The sequence below is a fragment of the Amycolatopsis sp. NPDC051372 genome (assembly GCF_040682095.1).
Lineage (GTDB): Bacteria > Actinomycetota > Actinomycetes > Mycobacteriales > Pseudonocardiaceae > Amycolatopsis.
This window is the reverse complement of sequence record NZ_JBFBAF010000022.1, coordinates 1-18,177: the sequence shown is the minus strand read 5'-3', so window position 1 is coordinate 18,177 and position 18,177 is coordinate 1. Positions and strand designations below refer to the sequence as shown.

Here is an 18,177-nt window from a genome sequence, read left to right as displayed (position 1 = left end):
TCTGCGCGCGGTGGTGTGAGCACGGTGGCGCTGGTCGGCGGTTGTCGGTGCTTCTCGTCGTTTCGCCGTGTTGGCGGTCCAGGCCTGTCGCGCCGCTCCTCAGCCGTCTCTCACCGGTGGTCCGCATGTCCTCTGCGCGCGGTGGTGTGAGCACGGTGGCGCTGGTCGGCGGTTGTCGGTGCTTCTCGTCGTTTCGCCGTGTTGGCGGTCCAGGCCTGTCGCGCCGCTAGGCAGCCGTCTCCCACTGGTGGTGGCCCGCTGCCCGCTGCACCCGGTGGTGTGACCACGGCGGTCTGCCCGCCTCCGCCGGCCGACGAATTCCGCCTTCCCGATGGCGCGGCCCTGCGCCGATCGGCCCGACATGCCTGTCGCTCAGGTGACGGACTCGCGCAGCCGCCCACGCGCTCCGCGTGGCAACGCCGGATTCCCGTGGCGCCGCGAGCACGCCGGAGCATCCACGCCACCTCGTCCTTCGCGCGCGTCGCGGCGCTTCGCCGCCCTCGCCGTCCAGGCCTTCCGCGCCACCCCGCAGCCGTCACCACCCCCACCTGTGGCCCACCTGCCCCTGCACCCACTGGTGTGACCCAAACCACACAACCCCGAGAACCGTGGGATGATTCGCGGCGTCTTGCCTGATGTGAAGCACCAGAAGCCCGCGCCAGAGGTGGACGAGGAACAGCTCGTCCGCCGAACTGCGCGGGGCGATCGAGCGGCGTTCGAGGAGTTCTACCGTCGCACGGCGCCGTGGTTGGCGGTGCGGTTGAGGCGCCGCTGTGCGGATGAGCAGGTTGTCTCCGAGGTCATGCAGGAGACGTACCTGGCGGTGTGGCGGGCGGCCGGGTCGTTCGCGGGGGCGGCGGCCGGCGGGTCGGCGGTCGGGTGGGTGTGGACGATCGCCGCGAGAAGGCTGGTTGACGCGTTTCGGCGGAGGGCGCAGCACGCGCAGGTGCCGACCGTGACGCAGGTCGACGTCACCGCGCCGGCGGCGGAGGAGGAAGCGCTCAGGGGCACCGTCGGCGACGAGGTGGGCGACGCGTTGCGCACGCTCGCCCCCGAGCTGCGGCAGGTCCTGCAGGCGATGGTGCTCGACGGGCTGTCTGTCCGCGAGACCGCCGTGCTGCTGGGGCTGCCGGAAGGAACTGTGAAGACGCGGGCGCGCCGTGCGCGGATCGCCATGCGAGAGGCACTGGCATGAAACACGTCCCGGATCGACTCCTCACCGGCTACCTCGAAGGCGGCAAGCTGCCGGCGGACGAGGAGTGGGCCGCCGAGGCCCACCTTGAGACGTGTGCCGTCTGCCGCGCGCGGCTGGCGCAACTGTCCACATCAGACTCGCTGGTCACCGAAGTCTGGAATGGACTCCAGGCCCAGCTCACCACCAAGCCACAACGCGTACCCGGCCGCTTCAAGGCTCGCAGCTGGGCGACCCCGGTGATGCTGCCGTGGCTGGTGATGACGGTGCTGGTGGCGGTCGTGGCGGTGCTGCTCGGCCGCGGGTTCCAGGGCAACCTGTCGTTCGTCCAGATTTTCGCGCCGGTGCTGCCGGTGCTGGGCGTCGCGGCGTCGTGGTCACGCGGTCTCGACCCGGCGTACGAACTGGTCGCCGCCAGTCCACGTGCTGGTCTGGACCTCGTTCTTCGCCGCACCACGGCGGTACTGGTGGCCGTGGTTCCCGTGCTGCTGGTCGCGGGTTGGCTCACCGGCACGAATCTGGGGCTGGCGCTGCTACCGAGCCTCGCGTTCACCACGGGAACTCTGGCGCTGGGCGGGCTCATCGGCGTGAGCCGGGCGGCGTTGGTGCTGGTGGCCGCGTGGATCGCGGTGCTGGTGCTGCCGACGTTGGCCAAAGGGTCTTCGTTCGCACTGCAACCGGGATCGCTCCCGGTCTGGGGCGGGATCTTCGCGTTGACGGCCGTGGTGGTGGTGCTCCGCCGGAGCGCTTTCACCCGGCTCGACGCGCACCACTGAGGGAGGAAGGGGACAATGGACATGCGGGCAGTCGAAGCCGCTGAGGTCGCTCCGTCGACCTATGCCTGGGAAATCCAGGCGGAAGCGCTGAAAGTACGGGTGGGGCGGCGGAAAATGGCCGTCGATGGCCTGGATTTGTCCCTGGGCAAGGGAGTCCACGGCCTGCTCGGGCCCAACGGGGCCGGCAAGACCACGCTGATCAGAGCACTGGCGACAGTGCTCCGGCCGGCGGAAGGCGGGCTGGCGCTGCTCGGTGAGTCGGTCGGGGGACACATCGACCAGCGCCGCCTGCGCCGGCGGATCGGGTACTTGCCGCAGACGTTCGGTTATTACAAGCGGTTCACGGTGCGGGAGTTCGTCGAGTACCTGGCGTGGTTGAAGGAGATGTCCAAACAGGACATCCCCGCCGCCGTGCAGCGCGCGATCGAGCGCGTGGGCCTCGCCGACCGCGCCGACGACAAGCTCAAAACCCTGTCGGGAGGCATGGTCCGCCGCGTCGGTATCGCGCAGGCCATCGTGAACGACCCGCAGATTCTGCTGCTGGACGAGCCCACCGCGGGCCTCGACCCGGCGCAGCGCGTGCGGTTCCGCGAGCTCATGGCGCAGCTCGGACAGGACGCGTGTGTCGTCGTGTCCACGCACCTGGTGGAAGACGTCGCCACGGCGTGCACCGATGTGGTGCTGTTCGCCGAGGGCAAGCTCGTCTTCCAAGGCACGCCCGACCAGCTGGCCGCCGCGGGCACTCCCGAAGACATCGGCGACAGCCCCATCGAACGCGGCTACTCGGCGCTGCTCAACCACGACCGGGGGAGGGGTTCCTGGTGAGCGTGCTGCGCACCGAGGCGCGGCGGACGATCGCGCCCTGGCTCTTGTTCGTGCTCCTGGCCGTGGGGCTGGGGTTCTTCTTCCTGTTCAGCGGGCCGTGGTGGAAGGACGCCAGCGCCTGGAACCTGCAGTGGACGCCGTCGATCCTGTGGTCGCGCTACCTGCTTTCCCTGCTGTGGCCCATCATCGTGTGCGCCGCGGCGATCCAGGGGATGCGCGATCGACGGTCCGGAATGGACGAACTGTTGGCCACGACCCCGCTGCCCGTCGCGCGGCGCATCGCGAAGGTCGGGCTGGTGATCGGACTGTCCGCGGTGGTCGGTTACCTCGTGATCGTCGCGGTCGGGCTCGGGCAGGTGATCGCGAACGACGGGATGTTCACCTTCACGTGGGTGCTGCCGTTGCTCGTCGGCGTCGCTTCGGTAGTGGCGGGTGCCGCCGTCGGGCTCGCCGTCGGCCGGCTGCTGCCGCACCCGCTGACGGCGCCGGCCGCCGGGGTCGTGGCGCTGGTGGTGGGCGTGTTTCTACAGACCGCGGAGGTGCGCGGGAGCGCGGTCCAGGCGACGGTGCCGAACCGCATCGCGCTGCTCTCGCCCGCGGGTGGGCAGCCGTACAGCGCTTTCGTGGACCCGGTTCTCTCGGTGTCGATCGGTCAGCTGTGCTGGCTGATCGGCCTGGCGGCGACGGGGTTCCTGGTGCTGGCGGCCCGGCGCTGGTTCGCGGTGTTGCCGGCCCTTGTCGGGCTGGCCGTCGCCATCCCGATCTTCCCGGCCGCGGTGACCGACAACTTCGTCGACAACCCCAGCGCCGCCGCGCCCGTGTGTGAAGGTCCGGTGTGCGTCACCACCCTGCACGCCGAATGGCTGTCCACTGTGGCCGGACCGGGCAAGGACGCCTTGGCCCTGCTGGCGAAACTGCCTTCCGCGCCGACGCACATCGTCGAGACGACGACATCGGAGAACCGGTCCCACGGCCCCGGCGACCCGTCCGCGCTCGTCATCCGCCGCGACGCCTTCGCGCTTCGTGACGTTTCCGGCCACGACCTCGAGTACGAGCTCCTCGCGACCGCCCCGTTCTGCTCCACCGAGCCAACCGCCACGAAGGCGCACTACATCATCGCCTCCTGGCTGCTCGGCGACCCGGGCGCGCCGCCCCACTCCGACGTCTACGGTTCCTGGCTGACCACACCGGTGCACGACGTGGGGACGCAGTTGCGCGCCCTGCCCGCTTCCGAGCAGCTCGCACGCGTTTCCGCTGCGTACCAGGCTCAGCAGACGTGTTCGGGTGACCCGTACGCCTTGCTGACCGGGGCGTCGCGATGAGGTGGCTGACGCTCTACGCCCGCTCGCGCCGCCTGCCCGCGTCCCTCGCGGCGCTGGCCCTGTGCCCGGTCGTGATCCGGATCCTGGCGGGCGCCGACTGGTCCGTGCTGTTCGCCTCGCTGGCCCTCGGCGCGGCCATCGCCGTCGCGGCCACCGGGCTCTCGGGCCAAGACGTGGACCTCGACCGCACGGCCGCGTTCGGCTGGTTCCCGCGGCGGCTCGTGCACTTGGTCCTGCTGGGTTTCGGGGCGGTCGGTGTCCTGCTCCTGTTGCGCGCCTCCGCGGTCCCGGCCTCCGTCATCGTGCGCGACGGCCTCGGCCTCGTCGGCCTCGCGGGCCTGGCCGCGTTCGCCTTCGGTGGCCAGTTCGGGTGGACGCTGCCCTTGCTGTGGCTCGTGCTCGCCCTCTTCGCGCCGTCCGACCCGGCGGGTCTGTTCCACGTGCTGGCGTGGCCACTGCAACCGTCGGACGTCGCCGTCTCGTGGTGGCTCGCGGGCGCTCTTTTCCTGGCGGGCGCGGGGGTGTACTCGGCGGCGGGGGCGCGCCGCTGAGCCTGGGGGGACCGCCGGTTGTCGTACTCGCACGAGGGGCGGGTGCGGCAACCGGCTTTTTTAGTCGCCTTGACCACGGCCGAAGCGATCGGTGGCGGCGACGATCGCCGCGGTCATGCTGCCGCCGCCGTGACCGGTGTCTTCGAGCACCACGAGCTCGCTTCCGGGCCAGGCCCGGTGCAGCGCCCAGGCTGTGCCGAGCGGACCGCTGACGTCGTAACGCCCGTGGATCAACACGGCGGGAATCCCGTGGAGCCGCTCGATGTCACGCAACAGCTGCCCGTCGTCGAGAAAGCAGCCGTGGGACCAGTAGTGCGTGACGATCCGGGCGAAGGCCAGCTGAAACGCCGGCTCGGCAACCGACAGGAACGGTGCGGCGTCGGGGGCCAGCGACATGTGCGTGTCCTCCCACTCGCACCACCCGCGTGCGGCCTTGGCGCGGACCTCAGGATCGGGGTCGTGGAGCAGCCGGCTGTAGGCGGCGGACAGGTCGCCATCGCGTTCGGCGGCGGGTACGCCGTCGCGGAACTGTTCCCACTCGCGCGGGAAAACGCGGCCCATGTCACGAGTGATCCAGTCGGTGTCGCGGCGGTCGCCGTTGGTCACGGCCGCGAGCACCAGCTCGGTCACGCGCTCCGGATGTGCCTGCGCGTAGGCGAGAGCGAGCGTGACGCCCCACGAGCCACCCCACACGAGCCAGCGCTCGATTCCCAGGTGGACCCGCAGGGCCTCGATGTCGGTGACGAGGTGCTGGGTGGTGTTCGCCGACAGGTCGACGACCGGGTCGGTTGCCGAAGGGGTGCTGCGCCCGGAGTTGCGCTGGTCGAACAGGACCACGCGGTAGCGGTTCGGGTCGAACAGACTCCGCGTTCTCGGAGAGCTCCCCGAGCCGGGACCACCGTGCAGCGCGACGGCCGGCTTGCCGTCGGGGTTGCCCGACACCTCCCAGTACAGCGAATGGCCGTCGCCGACCTCCAACATGCCTGACTCGTGTGGCTCGGTCGAGGGGTGACGCCCGTCGTCGGATTTGCTCGCCATGCAGACATGATCTCGCACCGGCGCCCGGTGCGAGGGCGGAAGCGTGAATGCGCCCGTTCGTCACCACGGACGGGCTGCTCGGACGCCGATTGGTGGTGCTGATTGAACAGCCCTGCTGGCTTTTGAACACGCCTGTTCAAGATGCTTGGGAAGGCGAGGCCGCGTCGTTCATCCACGCGGCCCGTCGCGAGCAGTTGGTGCGGTGTGCGATCGAGCTGATCGCCGAGGTGGGGCCGGCGAAGGCGTCGACGGTGCGCATCGCCGAGCGCGCCGGGGTCAGCCGAGGCGTATTGACCTACCACTTTCGCGACCGGGCCGAGCTGATCGAGCAGGTGGTGCGGTCGGTGTACGACCTCGGGCTGGAGTTCCTGGGGCCGCGGATGGGGGCGGCGGCGTCGCCGCGCGAGGCGTTGCTGACGTTCATCGGCGGCAGCGTCGAGCTGTACGTCGCGCACCCGACCGAGATGGCCGCGCTCGGCAAGATCTACTCGGACAAGGACGGTGTGCCCCGTGCCGGGCACCATCGGCACACGCGGGAGATGGCGGACCTGGCGGCCGGTCTGCGCGCGGGCCAGGAGCAAGGCCAGTTCCGCGCGTTCGACGTGGAAGTCATGTGCGCCACCGTCCGCGGTGCGCTGGACGCGGCGCTGGCCCACATCGCCGGCGGCGGTTCCGTCGAGCCGTACGCGTCGGAATTGCAGACGCTTTTCGACCTCGCAACCACTGCGACACCCACTGCACCAAGGGGAGACTGATGAGGCTCCACAGGATCGTCGCCGCCGCAGCCGTAGTCGTGATGGCGTTGTCCCCCGCGACCGGCACCGCGGCTGCGGCACCCGAGGACGCGCCGCTGACCGTACGGGTCGACACCGGCCTGCTGCACGGCGACGCGAATGCGACCACCCGCCACTTCCTCGGCGTGCCCTAGGCGAAACCGCCGGTCGGCGCGTTGCGCTGGGTCGCACCGCAACCCGCGGTCCCGTGGTCCGGCGTCCGCGAGGCCACGAAGGCCGGCAGCCACTGCTCACAGACCGCGGCCGGGCCGGGACAACCCGCGTCGGCCGATGAGGACTGCTTGTTCGTCAACGTCACCACCCCGCGCAAGGTGGCGCCGGGTGCCAAGCTGCCCGTGATGGTGTGGTGGCACGGCGGCGGCTACACCAGCGGCGCCGGCGACGGCTACACCGCCGACCGGCCGGCCGGCCAGGGCAACGTCATCGTCGTGACGCTCAACTACCGCCTCGGTATCTTCGGCTACTACGGCCTCCCCGGCCTGCGCGGATCGGGCACCTTCGGGCTGCAGGACCAGATCGCCGGCCTGCGGTGGGCCAAGCGCAACGCGGCCGCGTTCGGCGGGAATCCGAACAACCTGACCATCTTCGGCGAGTCGGCCGGCGGCATGTCGGTGTGCGCGATGCTGACCTCGCCGCAGGCCCGGGGCCTGGTCGACAAGGCGATCATGTTCTCCGGATCGTGCCGGCTGGACTGGCCGGCCGGCGCGCTGTTCCCGGGCGCGCCCGCGGACCGGCTATACGTCGCTGCGGCAGGACCAGGCCGAACGGCCTCGAGGCCGCGCGCGGCAAGGGCTGCCAGAGCGACGAACTCGCGTGCATGCGCGGCAAACCGGCCGCGGACCTGGTGGCGCTCAACCGGAGTTTCTCCGACCACCTCGCCTACGGCACGCCCGTGCTGCCGCTGGACCCGGCGACGGCGTTGCAGCGCGGCCTGTTCCTGCGCGTGCCGGTGATCTCCGGCGGAAACCGTGACGAGGAGCGCGCGTTCGTCGGCGGCGCCGTGATGGCCGACCCGACCCTGATCACCGACCAGACCTACCCTGCTCTGCTGCAAGCCGCCTTCGGGGCAAGCGCCGGCCGCGTGGCCGCCCAGTACCCGTTGGCGCGCTACGGATCCGCGCCACTGGCCTGGGCCACCGTCACCACCGACGCCGGCTGGGCCTGCCCCACGGTGACCGCCGACCAGGAGCTGGCCCGGCACACGACCGTGTACCCGTACGTGTTCGCGGATCCCCACGCCCCGAACGTCAACGGGATCAACGTCCCCGGGTTCTCCCCGGGCGCCGCGCACGCGTCCGACCTGCCGTACCTATTCGACCTGGGTGGTCTTGACCTGCTGAAAACCCAGCCGCGGCAGGACCTGGCGGCGAGCATGATCGCGTACTGGACCGCCTTTGCCCGGACCGGCGACCCGAACCACGCCGGAGCACCGAAGTGGTCCGCCGGAACGGCGCACGGGCGGCTTCAGCTGGTGCCGAACCAGATCCAGCCGGTGGACGCGGCGGCCGAGCACCAGTGCGGATTCTGGTCGGCGATCCGGTAGCGGCCTCAGACGTTGCGGTTGTTCGGCTTCATCTCCAGCGGCGGCACATCGGCGTTGTCGATGCCCATGCTGATGATGCGTTCCGGGTGGAGCCGGATGACCGCTCCGTCGAGGTGCCCGTCCGGCGCGAACACGTCGGTCAGCACCTCCGCGCGGCCGCGGATCTCCAGGCAGCGCACGCGCATCGGGTTCAACGACGGCCGATCGTCCACCACGAAGGCGGCGCGGCCGTTGGCAGCGACGTTGCGGTACTTGCGGCTCTGCGTGAGGTGGTAGCCGGTGATGTCGATGGCCTTGGCCTCGGCGTTGTAGGTGAAGCCCACAGGGCTGACCTGCAGGGTCCCGTTCGGCTGCTGCGTGGCGAGCCGCCCGAGACCCTGCGTGGCGAGGTAGTCGAGTTCTGCTGAGGTGAACATGCACTCCACCGTGCAAGTTCAACCCCACTTGAAGTCAAGCGAACAGGCCGTCGCCCCAGTTCGAGGTCGGGGTCAGGCCCGGCGGAACCGCGAAGTGCGCCGAACCCGTGTGCTGCACGTACTCCATCATCGCGTCCTTCGACGACAGCGCCTGCTGCATGGGCACGTACTGCTTGCGCGTATCGCGGTTGAAGGCCAGGAAGAACAGGCCGGCTTCGAGGTGGCCGACGCCGTCGGAACCGTCGACGAAGTTGTAGCCACGCCGCAGGATCCGGGTCCCGTTCAACGTCTGGTGCGAAGCCAGGCGGATGTGCGCGTCGTCCGCGATCAGCGGCACGCCGCCCTCGCCGCGGACGCCCAGGTCGACCTCGTCGAACTCCGCCGTCTGGCCCAGCGGCGCGCCGGAACCCTTGGTGCGGCCGACGATCTGCTCCTGGCCCTCCAGCGGCTCGCGATCCCACGTCTCGATGTGCATCCGGATCCGCCGCGCCACCAGGTACGAGCCGCCCGCCATCCAGGCCTGGCCGTCGCCGGCCACGGCCCACACCTCGTCGCGCAGGAAATCGGTGTCCTCGGACTTGATGTTGTTGGTGCCGTCCTTGAAGCCGAACAGGTTGCGCGGCGTGGCCTGCTCGCGCGACGTCGACGCGCTGCGCCCGAAGCCGAGCTGCGACCAGCGCACCTCCGTGACGCCGAAGCCGAGCCGCGCGAGGTTGCGCACGGCGTGCACGGCGACCTGCGGGTCGTTGGCGCACGCCTGGATGCACAGGTCACCGCCGGTGCGCGCGGGGTCGAGCTTGTCCTTCGGGAACAGCGGCAGGTCGATCAGCTGCGCCGGCCGCTTCGACGCGAGCCCGAACCGGCCGTCGAACAGCGACGGGCCGAAGCCGATCGTCAACGTCAGGTCGGACGCCGGCAGATCCAGCGCCTCACCCGTGTCGCCGGGCGGGGCTTCAGCGGCGCCGCCGACGGCTCCGTTGGGCACGACCTCCTGCCCGGCCGTCATCCGCCGTGCCGCCGAAGTCCACGTGCGCAGCAGCTGCCGCAGCTCGCCGACGTCGGTCGTCGTCACGTCGAACGCGGCGAAGTGCAAGTTCTGCTGGGTCGGCGTGACGATGCCGGCCTGGTGCTCGCCGTGGAAGTCCACAGTGGTCACCGCGGCCTGTGCGGTGGAGCCACCCATCCTGTCGATGCCGACCCCGGCCGCCGCTCCCGCGCCGGCCAGGGCGACCCCCGCTCCCGCCAGGCCGAACAGCTTCCTACGGGAGACGCGGGTGCCCTCTTCGTTCACTTCGACACAACCTCCGCGACCTTGCTCAGCGGCTCGCTCAGCGCGTCGACCGCCGAGGCGAACGCCTTGATCTCGTCCTGCGACAGCTGGTTGTAGTACTTGAACCCGTCACCCACACGCGTCTTGTCCAACAGTGACTGCACTCCTGTGAACTGCTTGTCCAGAGTGGACACCAGCGCCGGGTCGCGATCCTGCAGGATCGGGCGCAGCGAAGCGATCGCGCCCTTCGAACCGTCCACGTTGGCCTGGAAGTCCCACAGGTCCGTGTGCGAGAACGTCTCTTCCTCACCGGTGATCTTGCCGGTGGCGACCTCGTCGAGCAGGCCCTTGGCACCGTTGGCGAGGTCGATCGCGCTCAGCTGCAGCGTCTTGGTCTTGGTGACCAGGTCCTTGACGTCGGTGAGCAGCTTGTCGGCGACCTGCGGGCTGTCGGGCTGCAGGCCGGTGACCCACAGGTCCTTCTCCAGCCGGTGGAAACCGGTGAACTGCTGGCCCGACTCGAGGTCGGCCTCGCGCACGTCGATCAGCGGGTCGAGATCGCCGAACTTCTCCGCGACGGGCTCGATGCGCTCGTAGTACACGCGCGTGGTGGCGTACTCGGCTTTCGCCTCGTCGACCTTGCCGGCCTTCACGAGGTCGACGAACTTCTGCGTCTCGGTCTCGAGCGCGGCGGTGTTGTTCGCGACGTAGGTGGCGTAGCTCTTGGTGGCTTCGGCCTTCTGCGCGTTGGTGTCGGTTTGCTTCTGCGCGCCGCCGGTGATGGTGAAATCGCCCCGGATGCCGTTGCCGACCATGCCCGGCTTGCACGCCGTCTGGTACTTGCCGGCCTCGGGGACCTCGACGATGAGCCGGCGGTTGAGGCCGGGGGCGATGTTCTCGACCTCGCCCATGATCCGGTCGCCCTCGGCGTAGAGGTAGAACTCGGTGACCTTGGTGCCCTTGTTGGTGATCTCGAACGTCACGTTGCCGGCGTTGGCGGTGTTCGCGGCGACGGCGCACGTGCTGTCGGAGGCCTCGACCTTGATCGGGCCCGCGGCGCCGGAGCCGGTCGACGCGGAATCGGTGCTGTCACACGCGGACAGGGCCACGAGGGCGCCGACTCCGGCCAGCACGACCAGTGGGGTTCTGGGAGAAAGGGGCACGGTCACTCCTTGACAGCGGCCGCAGCGGCTTCAGCCGTGACGGTTTTCTTCTTGGTGGGCTTGAGGAAGAGCGGGAGCACGATCACCACGTAGGCGACCCAAGCGATCGCCTGCAGCACGGTGGTCTGCTGCGAGTAGTTGAAGATCCCCTTGAGCAGCGCGCCGTACCACGAGGCTTCGGGCAGCGCGCTCGACGCGTCGAACGCGAGGGTGGTCAGGCCCGGGATGAAGCCGGCTTCCTGCAGGTCGTGCAGGCCGTAGCCGAGCACGCCGGCGGCGACGAACACCAGCAGCACGCCGGTGACCGTGAAGAACTTCGCGAGGTTGAACCGCACGGCGCCGCGGTAGAGCAGGTACGCGATCACGATCGCAGCGGCGATGCCGACCACGAACCCGATGAGCGGCTGGATCGTGTCCGACTGCGCGGTCTGCACGGCGGAGTAGAAGAACACGGCCGTCTCGAGCCCTTCGCGGCCGACGGCGAGGAACGACAGCAGCAGCACGGCGGCGGGGCCGACGTTGAGCGCGTCCTCCATCTTGCCGCGCAGCTCCGCGGCCATCTGCTTGGAAGCCTTGCGCATCCAGAAGATCATCGCCGTGACGAACGCGACCGCGACGATCGAGAGGCTGCCGCCGAGCAGCTCCTGGTGCTCGAAGCTCAGCTGCGCGGTGCTGTAGGTCAGGATCGCGCCGACGGCGACTGACAGCAGCACCGCGGCACCCACGCCCGGCCACACGAACTTCAGCGCGTGGCGCCGGTCCGTCTTGACCAGGAACGCCACCAGGATGCTGACTACGAGGGCGGCCTCGAGCCCCTCGCGCAACCCGATGAGCGCGCTCGAAAACATCACTGCTCAGCCCTCCTCCGCATACCTGACCTGATGTTTTTAGGTAAGCCTTGCCTGTAAGTCCAGAGGAGCGTACGCCCGAGACCCCCTGTGTGATCGGACAAAACGGACCACCCGGTCGGGTTAGGTTAGGGTAACCGCAGGTCAGCGAGCTGAACGGCGGATCCATAACGAATTGTGTGATGTGGGCGGCTGGGGCTGGGAGTTAACCGTCCGCTTGCCTTTCTTGAGGTGGGACGGCATCAGGGAGTGTTCGATCGGAGCCTGGCTGTGTGCGGGGGTGGGATGCCTTTCGGGGTCTCCACGCGGCGTTTCGTGATCACCCGATGTGGCGTCACGCGAAGGTGGGAGAAGTAGCCTGTCCGGGTGGCCGATACCACTCAGACGACGTCTCCGCCTCGTCGCTACGTCAGCCGGATCGCGTTGTCGCTGGGGCTGGTGCTCACGGGGATCGTGCTGGTGGTGACTATCGGGGTGCGCAACCCGGCTCCTTCGGCCGCTCCGCCTGCTCCGGCTGCGACGTCGTCGTTCTCGGTGCCCCCGCAGCGTCCCCAATCGGGTGCTTCGGCTCCGCGCGCCGGTTTGGCCGCCCCGCCCGATCGCCCGACGGAATCGGATCAGGCGGAGCTGGACGCGTGGGCCGCGCGCGTGGCGGGCAAAACTCAGCTGTCCGCCCGGGTTCTCGCCGCGTACGGCCGCGCGGAAATGTGGATGCGCCGCCAGAAACCGGCTTGCCACCTGTCCTGGGCGACTCTCGCCGGCATCGGCCATCTGGCCACGCCCTCGCTGACGGTGTCTTCCTCCGGTGACGTGACGCCCGCTGTCGTCGGCGCTTCCGTCGGCGCGGACACCGACTCCGGCGCCCTGGACGGCGACCGCAAAGCCGACCACGAACTCGGCCCGCTCCACTTCACCCCGGCGACGTGGAAGAAGTACGCCGAACGCGCCAACGGCGACGGCAAACCCGCCAACCCCCAGAACATCGACGACGCCGCCTTCACGGCCGCCCGCTACCTCTGCTCCGGCGGCGACGACCTCGGCACCCCCACGGGCTGGTGGCGCGCGATGCTGTTCTACAACGCTTCGGTGGACTACGTGCAGAGCGTGTTCTCCGCTGCGGATTCTTACGCTGCGGCGAGCGTCGCTGCCTGACCGCGGGCCGGGAAGACCGGCGTCCCACCCTGCCGGAATGGCATGTGACCTGCGAAACGATCCATTGAGCCTTGTATGTGCGGGCCCGCGTTGTTGCGATGTGAAGTCGCGGGCTGGTTGCGAGCCGGGCCGGTCCAGCACCTGGCGCGTGTCCGGCCCTGATCACCAGCGTGACGGATGTCCACTGAGGTGGTGATCATCTGCGAACGCTCGGCCGAAGTCGCCGACCGCGCGATCCCGGGCCATGGGGCGGGAGACCTGGTCCTGGCCGCATTCAACCGCTCTACCATCGGGACCGTGGTCGAATGCGCGACCCGCTACGGGATGCCGCGGCGCCTGCCCGACCGCTACGCGCCCGGCCTGGTCCGCGACACCCTCGTGGCGAAGATCGCGACCCCCGCCCACCCGACTGCAACGCTCGCTGACCTCGGACCACGGCAGCGAAGTGCATGTGTACGGCCAGTTCACCGAGGCGACAGGGATGCCGGTCTACTTCTGCGACCCGCACTTGCCTTGGCAGCGCGGCAGCAACGAAGCCACCAGCGGCCTGCTGCGCCACTACGTCCCCGCAGGCACCGACCTGCCGGTCCACACCCCGAACACCTCAACGCAGTCGCGGTCGAGCTCAACTCGCCAAGGACGACCCTGGCCCGGGATAGTCCCCGAACGCATGACACGGAACTGACCACCACCTGGCAGCGGTGTTGCCCCTGACCGCGGGCCGGGAAGACAGGCCCCCGCCCTCCCGAGGGGGGCGTCCCCGAACCCAGTCTACCGAGGTCAGCGGCCTGGAAACGGGTTTCGCGGAATCTGTGGACAACCTCGCGAGCGAGAGCCACGGTGTGGATAAGTCGGCGAGTTGGCAGGGTGCCGCACCGGCGCCGTGGCCAGAGCGGCGCGTCACCGGCGCTGCGCCTCAGGCGTGGGCGGTGATCCGCGTGCCCTTGAGGGCCTTCGCCGGACGCGGCGCGGCAGGTACGGCGGGCCTGGCGGGCGAAGCGGCGGCGGCGCGCTGGCGGCGGCCGACCGGGAACCGCGCGTCCAGTTCGACGATCACCGGCGAGAGCGCCGCCAGCATCAGGACGGCAAGGCCGGCGTAGACGGCGATGAAGGTGAAGACGTTCATCTCGAGCTCCTCGGGTCGTTCTCCGTGATGACTCAAGGTTCGCCCACGAGGAGGGTCGGCCGGATCAGCCGACCGGCCGAGCGGAAGCGCCGAAAGGCCACACCCGCGCGACCGCTGACCATCCGGAAGACCGAGCCCGAAAGCGCGGAGCCCGAACAACGCGTCAGCGATCCTGCAACGTGATCCGCGCCGTCACTTCCGCGATCGCCTCCAGGTACTCCGGCACGGGGTTCATCGCCGAAGCCATCCGCAGTTGCGCCAGCGCCTCGGCCAACCGGCCGAGGCGCTGGAGGGTTCGCCCGAGGACGAAGCGGGCGTAGTGATCCGTCGGATCCAGCTCGAGGACTCGCGTGAACGCGCGTTCCGCCCGGCGCAGCTGCGCGGAGTGGAAGTACGCGCGGCCCGCGAGGAGCTGGACACTCGGTTTGTCCGTCTCGTCGAGCAGGGGTTCGAGCGCCTTGAGCGCGTCGAGCGGGCGGTGGCGTTCGACCAGATCCTCGGCCTGGCGGAAGGCGCGGAAACGGTCTTCGCCGGTGGGCTCTGGTGCTGCTGCGGCGTCCGTCATGGTCACTCCGACGATACCGCTCCGGAGGGCCTCGCACGAGGCGGCGGACGGGTCGTGGTGGACTGTCCTGCCATGAGCAGCGGACAGGAACCCGGCTACCTGGGCCTGGCGCCCTACCTCTACTACACCGACGCGACGGCGGCGCTGGAGTGGCTGACCAGGGTCTTCGGCTTCCGGGAGGAAGTGCGGTTCGAGGACGCGTCCGGGGAGGTCTTCCAGGCGACGCTCTGCGCGGGCACCGGAACGGTCCAGCTCGCCGGCGTCGGTTCCGAATACTGGGCGGCCAAGGGCGTCGAGGGACCGGTCGGGCAGCTCAACATCATCTACGTGACCGACGTCGACGCGCAGTACGAGCGCGTGCGTTCGGCGCTGGGCGAGGACGCCGAGCCGGAGCCGCCGCAGGACCAGCCGTACGGCGCGCGCGTGTTCACGGTGGCGGACCCCGGGGGCAACAGCTGGACGTTCTGGCAGCAGACGTCGGAGACCGTCGAGCTGCCGTCCGGGTGGCGTGAAGTGCGGCCGGAGAGCTCGGAAGGCCACTGACGGGCACTGAGCGGAATGGCCGTGCCTCCAACGGGTGAAAGCCGCGGACGGCTACTCTGGGCGGCGTCACCGCAGGCACGACCCACTGAGGAGCATGGCGTGGCTCTCATCGAGCAGGTAGGCGCGCGCGAGATTCTGGACTCGCGTGGCAACCCGACCGTCGAGGTGGAGGTGGCGCTCGACGACGGCACGCTGGCGCGGGCCGCTGTCCCGTCGGGTGCGTCCACCGGCGAGCACGAAGCAGTCGAGCTGCGTGACGGGGACACCGGCCGCTACAACGGCAAGGGCGTGGAGCGCGCGGTCGCCGCGGTGCTCGACGAGATCGGTCCGGACCTGGTGGGCGTCGACGCCGTGGACCAGCGGATCGTGGACCAGAAGCTCGTGGACCTCGACGGCACGCCCGCGAAGTCGCGCCTGGGCGCCAACGCGATCCTCGGCGTCTCGCTGGCCGTCGCGAAGGCCGCCGCCGAGTCAGCCGAGCTGGAGCTCTTCCGCTACCTGGGCGGGCCGAACGCGCACGTGCTGCCCGTGCCGATGCTCAACATTCTCAACGGTGGCGCCCACGCCGACACCGACGTGGACATCCAGGAGTTCATGATCGCGCCGATCGGCGCCGAGTCGTTCCGCGAGGCGCTGCGCTGGGGCACCGAGGTCTACCACGCGCTCAAGGGCGTGCTGAAGGGCCGCGGCCTGTCCACCGGCCTCGGCGACGAGGGCGGCTTCGCGCCGAGCCTGGGCAACAATCGCGAGGCGCTCGACCTGATCTTGCAGGCCATCGAGAAGGCCGGCTACGCGCCGGGCCGCGACGTCGCGCTCGCGCTGGACGTCGCCGCGACCGAGTTCTTCGCCGACGGGGCCTACACGTTCGAGGGCACCAAGCGCAGCGCCGAGCAGATGTCGGCCTACTACGCCGAACTGCTGCGCGACTACCCGCTCGTGTCCATCGAGGACCCGCTGAGCGAGGACGACTGGGACGGCTGGGTCCAGCTGACCGCCGAGGTCGGCGACAAGGTCCAGCTCGTGGGCGACGACCTGTTCGTCACCAACCCGGACCGCCTCGAAGAGGGCATCACCCGCCGCGCCGCCAACGCGCTGCTGGTGAAGGTCAACCAGATCGGCACCTTGTCGGAGACGCTGGACGCGGTGTCGCTGGCCACGTCGTACGGCTACAAGTCGATGATGAGCCACCGCTCCGGCGAGACCGAGGACACGTTCATCGCGGACCTCGCGGTCGCCACGGGCGTCGGCCAGATCAAGACGGGCGCCCCGGCGCGCGGCGAGCGGATCGCGAAGTACAACCAGCTCCTGCGCATCGAGGAGACGCTGGCGGACGCCGCGCGCTACGCCGGCGACCTCGCCTTCCCGCGGTTCACCGCGGAGGCCTGAGGGTTTCCATGGCCGACCGGGGGAGGGCGCGCAGCCGCCGCGGAGGCCGAGCCGACGGCGCCGGGTCCACGCGGAGGCGGCGTGCCGAGGGAGGCGGGTCCACACGGGCCCGTCGTCCCGCGTCGGCCCGGCGCCGGACGGCGGAGGCTTCGTCAGCGGAGACGACGAGGGCTCGGCTACGCCGTGGCCTCGCGGCCAAACGCGCGTCGGGCGCGGCCAAAGTGCTCGGCATGTCGACCACCCGGCGCGCGGCCGTGGTGGCGATCGTCGTGTGTGCGCTGGCGTTCACCGTCGCGGTGCCGCTGCGGACGTACCTGAGCCAGCGGTCGGAAGTGCGTGACCAGGAGGCGCAGCAAGCCCAGCTGCAGAAGGAAGTCGACGTCCTGCGCGACCGCAAGGCCCAGCTGAGCGACCCGGCGCAGATCGAGGCGGAGGCCCGCCGTCGGCTGCGGTACGTGAAGCCGGGGGAGACGCCGTACATCGTGCAGCTGCCGGAGGACCAGCCTTCCGCGCCGCCTCCTGCGGCGAACCCGGCGGCGGTTCCGCAGGGGTCTTGGTACGAGAAGCTGTGGGACTCGGTTTCCGGTGGGTGAGGGTCTGGGTTCGGGCTGAGCGGCGGGGTGCCTCCGGGTACCCCGTCGTTTCTCTTTTGCGACTTGCCTAGGCTATCGACAATCGATAGATTCCCATCGTAACTCGATGGGAGGATGGCTTATGGGAAAGCTGGCAGTGAACGCGCTGCGCACGGTGCTCGCGGTGGTGCTCGCGGGAACCGTGTTGATCCAGGTGCTGATGGTGTGGGTGCTGGTCACCGGAAGCGACCCGGAGGGCGGGACGCTCCCGCTGACCGCGTTTCGCCTCCTCGCGATCCTGGGCCTGGTGACGGTGCAGGTCGCCGTGGTCAGCGTGTGGCGGCTGGTGACGATGGTGCGCCGCGGCACCGTGTTCTCCCGCGCCGCCTTCCGCTACGTCGACACCGTCATCGGCGCCATCGTGGCGGCGGCCCTCGTGTGGTTCGCGGTCACGGCCGTCAACGCACCCGGCCAGCGCGACGACCCCGGCGTCACCCTCATCATGGGCGGGATCGGCGTGGCCATCCTGGGCGTCGCGCTCATCGTGCTGGTGCTGCGGATGCTCCTCGCCCAGGCCGTCGCGCGCGACGTCGAGGCGACGCAGCTGCAGGCCGAGCTCGACGAGGTGATCTGATGCCCATCGCCGTCGACATCGACGTGATGCTGGCCCGGCGGAAGATGTCGGTCGGCGAGCTCGCGGACCGCGTGGGGATCACGCCGGCGAACCTGGCGGTGCTGAAGAACGGCCGCGCCAAGGCAGTTCGCTTCGCGACGCTGGCGGCGCTCTGTGAGGTGCTGGAGTGTCAGCCGGGTGATCTGCTGCGGTGGGAGGCGGAGGATGACGCGGGGGCTGAGGTGTCTCGGGTGGGTGTGAAACCGCCTGGTGCCAGTGGGTCGTGACACGGCACGTGGGTCGCGCGGACACGCCATGACGCCCGCGATCTCCGCCGCACGTGGCCTCGCTTGACCACAGATCGGACGCCGCAGCCGGGACCACAGACCCCCGCCCTCCGGCGGTTTCTAGGGGTCGTTGCAACACCTGAGTGATCAGGGGTTGTTCATGGCTTCAGGGTTTCGGGATCGAGCCGGGCCGGT

21 protein-coding genes and 1 pseudogene are annotated in these 18,177 nt (G+C 70.0%); 15 read left to right on the top strand and 7 right to left on the bottom strand.

All coding sequences use genetic code 11. The features are described 5' to 3' along the window. Window positions 1-613 precede the first annotated feature (613 nt). From AB0M56_RS30000 to AB0M56_RS29980, 5 genes are read left to right on the top strand one after another with little or no spacing between them, the layout of a single operon-like run. Window positions 614-1,195 (top strand): RNA polymerase sigma factor, encoded by a 582-nt coding sequence (locus AB0M56_RS30000; RefSeq protein ID WP_364181906.1) that lies wholly within the window; start codon window positions 614-616, stop codon window positions 1,193-1,195. Further along, entirely contained in the window at window positions 1,192-1,968 is a 777-nt protein-coding gene (locus AB0M56_RS29995; protein WP_364181903.1) for a zf-HC2 domain-containing protein, read from the top strand. The genes AB0M56_RS30000 and AB0M56_RS29995 overlap by 4 nt, the downstream gene beginning before the upstream one ends. Before the next feature lie 21 nt (window positions 1,969-1,989). Continuing rightward, a complete protein-coding gene (locus AB0M56_RS29990; RefSeq protein ID WP_220247124.1) occupies window positions 1,990-2,793 on the top strand; it encodes an ABC transporter ATP-binding protein in 804 nt (267 codons plus the stop codon). Then, entirely contained in the window at window positions 2,790-4,115 is a 1,326-nt protein-coding gene (locus AB0M56_RS29985) for a hypothetical protein (RefSeq protein ID WP_364181901.1), read from the top strand. Before AB0M56_RS29990 ends, AB0M56_RS29985 begins: the two co-directional genes overlap by 4 nt. Next, window positions 4,112-4,666 carry a hypothetical protein gene (locus AB0M56_RS29980; RefSeq protein ID WP_364181899.1) on the top strand — a complete coding sequence of 185 codons (555 nt, stop codon included), beginning with the start codon at window positions 4,112-4,114 and terminating at the stop codon, window positions 4,664-4,666. Before AB0M56_RS29985 ends, AB0M56_RS29980 begins: the two co-directional genes overlap by 4 nt. 60 nt (window positions 4,667-4,726) lie before the next feature. Here the strand turns inward: AB0M56_RS29980 and pip are convergent, their stop codons facing one another. Further along, window positions 4,727-5,704 (bottom strand): prolyl aminopeptidase, encoded by a 978-nt coding sequence (gene pip / locus AB0M56_RS29975; protein ID WP_364181897.1) that lies wholly within the window; start codon window positions 5,702-5,704, stop codon window positions 4,727-4,729. Window positions 5,705-5,751: 47 nt separating this feature from the next. Between pip and AB0M56_RS29970 the strand changes: the two genes are divergently transcribed. From AB0M56_RS29970 to AB0M56_RS29955, 4 genes and pseudogenes are all read left to right on the top strand, one after another. Beyond that, window positions 5,752-6,459: a TetR/AcrR family transcriptional regulator gene (locus AB0M56_RS29970; RefSeq protein WP_364181894.1), complete on the top strand. Its 708-nt coding sequence runs from the start codon at window positions 5,752-5,754 to the stop codon at window positions 6,457-6,459. After that, the gene (locus AB0M56_RS29965) at window positions 6,459-6,632 is read left to right on the top strand and encodes a hypothetical protein (RefSeq protein WP_364181891.1); all 174 of its coding nucleotides are present in this window, start codon (window positions 6,459-6,461) and stop codon (window positions 6,630-6,632) included. The genes AB0M56_RS29970 and AB0M56_RS29965 overlap by 1 nt, the downstream gene beginning before the upstream one ends. Window positions 6,633-6,644: 12 nt before the next feature. Next, window positions 6,645-7,181 (top strand): annotated as a pseudogene (locus tag AB0M56_RS29960) (carboxylesterase family protein); the annotation flags it as partial. A gap of 134 nt (window positions 7,182-7,315) precedes the next feature. Beyond that, window positions 7,316-8,041: a carboxylesterase family protein gene (locus AB0M56_RS29955; protein ID WP_364181889.1), complete on the top strand. Its 726-nt coding sequence runs from the start codon at window positions 7,316-7,318 to the stop codon at window positions 8,039-8,041. A gap of 5 nt (window positions 8,042-8,046) precedes the next feature. Here AB0M56_RS29955 and AB0M56_RS29950 read toward each other — a convergent pair whose 3' ends face one another. The 4 genes from AB0M56_RS29950 to efeU are packed head-to-tail and all read right to left on the bottom strand — an operon-like array spanning window position 8,047 to window position 11,741. Continuing rightward, complete coding sequence (locus AB0M56_RS29950) at window positions 8,047-8,457, bottom strand: PPOX class F420-dependent oxidoreductase (protein ID WP_364181887.1); 411 nt, start codon at window positions 8,455-8,457, stop codon at window positions 8,047-8,049. Between the two features lie 34 nt (window positions 8,458-8,491). Further along, entirely contained in the window at window positions 8,492-9,748 is a 1,257-nt protein-coding gene (efeB, locus tag AB0M56_RS29945; protein WP_364181884.1) for an iron uptake transporter deferrochelatase/peroxidase subunit, read from the bottom strand. Continuing rightward, on the bottom strand, window positions 9,745-10,896 hold the full coding sequence (gene efeO / locus AB0M56_RS29940; protein WP_364181882.1) for an iron uptake system protein EfeO: 1,152 nt from the start codon (window positions 10,894-10,896) through the stop codon (window positions 9,745-9,747). Before efeO ends, efeB begins: the two co-directional genes overlap by 4 nt. After that, complete coding sequence (efeU, locus tag AB0M56_RS29935) at window positions 10,893-11,741, bottom strand: iron uptake transporter permease EfeU (RefSeq protein WP_364181880.1); 849 nt, start codon at window positions 11,739-11,741, stop codon at window positions 10,893-10,895. The genes efeO and efeU overlap by 4 nt, the downstream gene beginning before the upstream one ends. A 435-nt stretch (window positions 11,742-12,176) precedes the next feature. On the opposite strand from efeU, the gene AB0M56_RS29930 reads away from it, so the two are divergent. After that, window positions 12,177-12,890, top strand: coding sequence for a murein transglycosylase (locus tag AB0M56_RS29930; protein ID WP_364182295.1), 714 nt, complete (start codon window positions 12,177-12,179; stop codon window positions 12,888-12,890). Between the two features lie 916 nt (window positions 12,891-13,806). Here AB0M56_RS29930 and AB0M56_RS29925 read toward each other — a convergent pair. Further along, window positions 13,807-14,016, bottom strand: a complete 210-nt coding sequence (locus AB0M56_RS29925) for a hypothetical protein (protein ID WP_364181879.1) — start codon at window positions 14,014-14,016, stop codon at window positions 13,807-13,809. Window positions 14,017-14,179: 163 nt separating this feature from the next. Beyond that, entirely contained in the window at window positions 14,180-14,581 is a 402-nt protein-coding gene (locus AB0M56_RS29920) for a tetratricopeptide repeat protein (protein WP_220244278.1), read from the bottom strand. Window positions 14,582-14,653: 72 nt separating this feature from the next. Between AB0M56_RS29920 and AB0M56_RS29915 the strand changes: the two genes are divergently transcribed. The 5 genes from AB0M56_RS29915 (at window position 14,654) to AB0M56_RS29895 (ending at window position 17,982) form a co-directional block, all read left to right on the top strand. Further along, a complete protein-coding gene (locus AB0M56_RS29915) occupies window positions 14,654-15,124 on the top strand; it encodes a VOC family protein (RefSeq protein WP_364181877.1) in 471 nt (156 codons plus the stop codon). Between the two features lie 99 nt (window positions 15,125-15,223). Next, window positions 15,224-16,510: a phosphopyruvate hydratase gene (gene eno, locus AB0M56_RS29910; RefSeq protein WP_220244276.1), complete on the top strand. Its 1,287-nt coding sequence runs from the start codon at window positions 15,224-15,226 to the stop codon at window positions 16,508-16,510. Between the two features lie 230 nt (window positions 16,511-16,740). Continuing rightward, entirely contained in the window at window positions 16,741-17,103 is a 363-nt protein-coding gene (locus tag AB0M56_RS29905) for a septum formation initiator family protein (RefSeq protein ID WP_220244275.1), read from the top strand. A gap of 121 nt (window positions 17,104-17,224) precedes the next feature. Beyond that, complete coding sequence (locus AB0M56_RS29900) at window positions 17,225-17,716, top strand: DUF2975 domain-containing protein (RefSeq protein ID WP_364181874.1); 492 nt, start codon at window positions 17,225-17,227, stop codon at window positions 17,714-17,716. Beyond that, window positions 17,716-17,982, top strand: a complete 267-nt coding sequence (locus AB0M56_RS29895) for a helix-turn-helix transcriptional regulator (protein ID WP_364181871.1) — start codon at window positions 17,716-17,718, stop codon at window positions 17,980-17,982. Before AB0M56_RS29900 ends, AB0M56_RS29895 begins: the two co-directional genes overlap by 1 nt. Window positions 17,983-18,177: the final 195 nt, after the last annotated feature.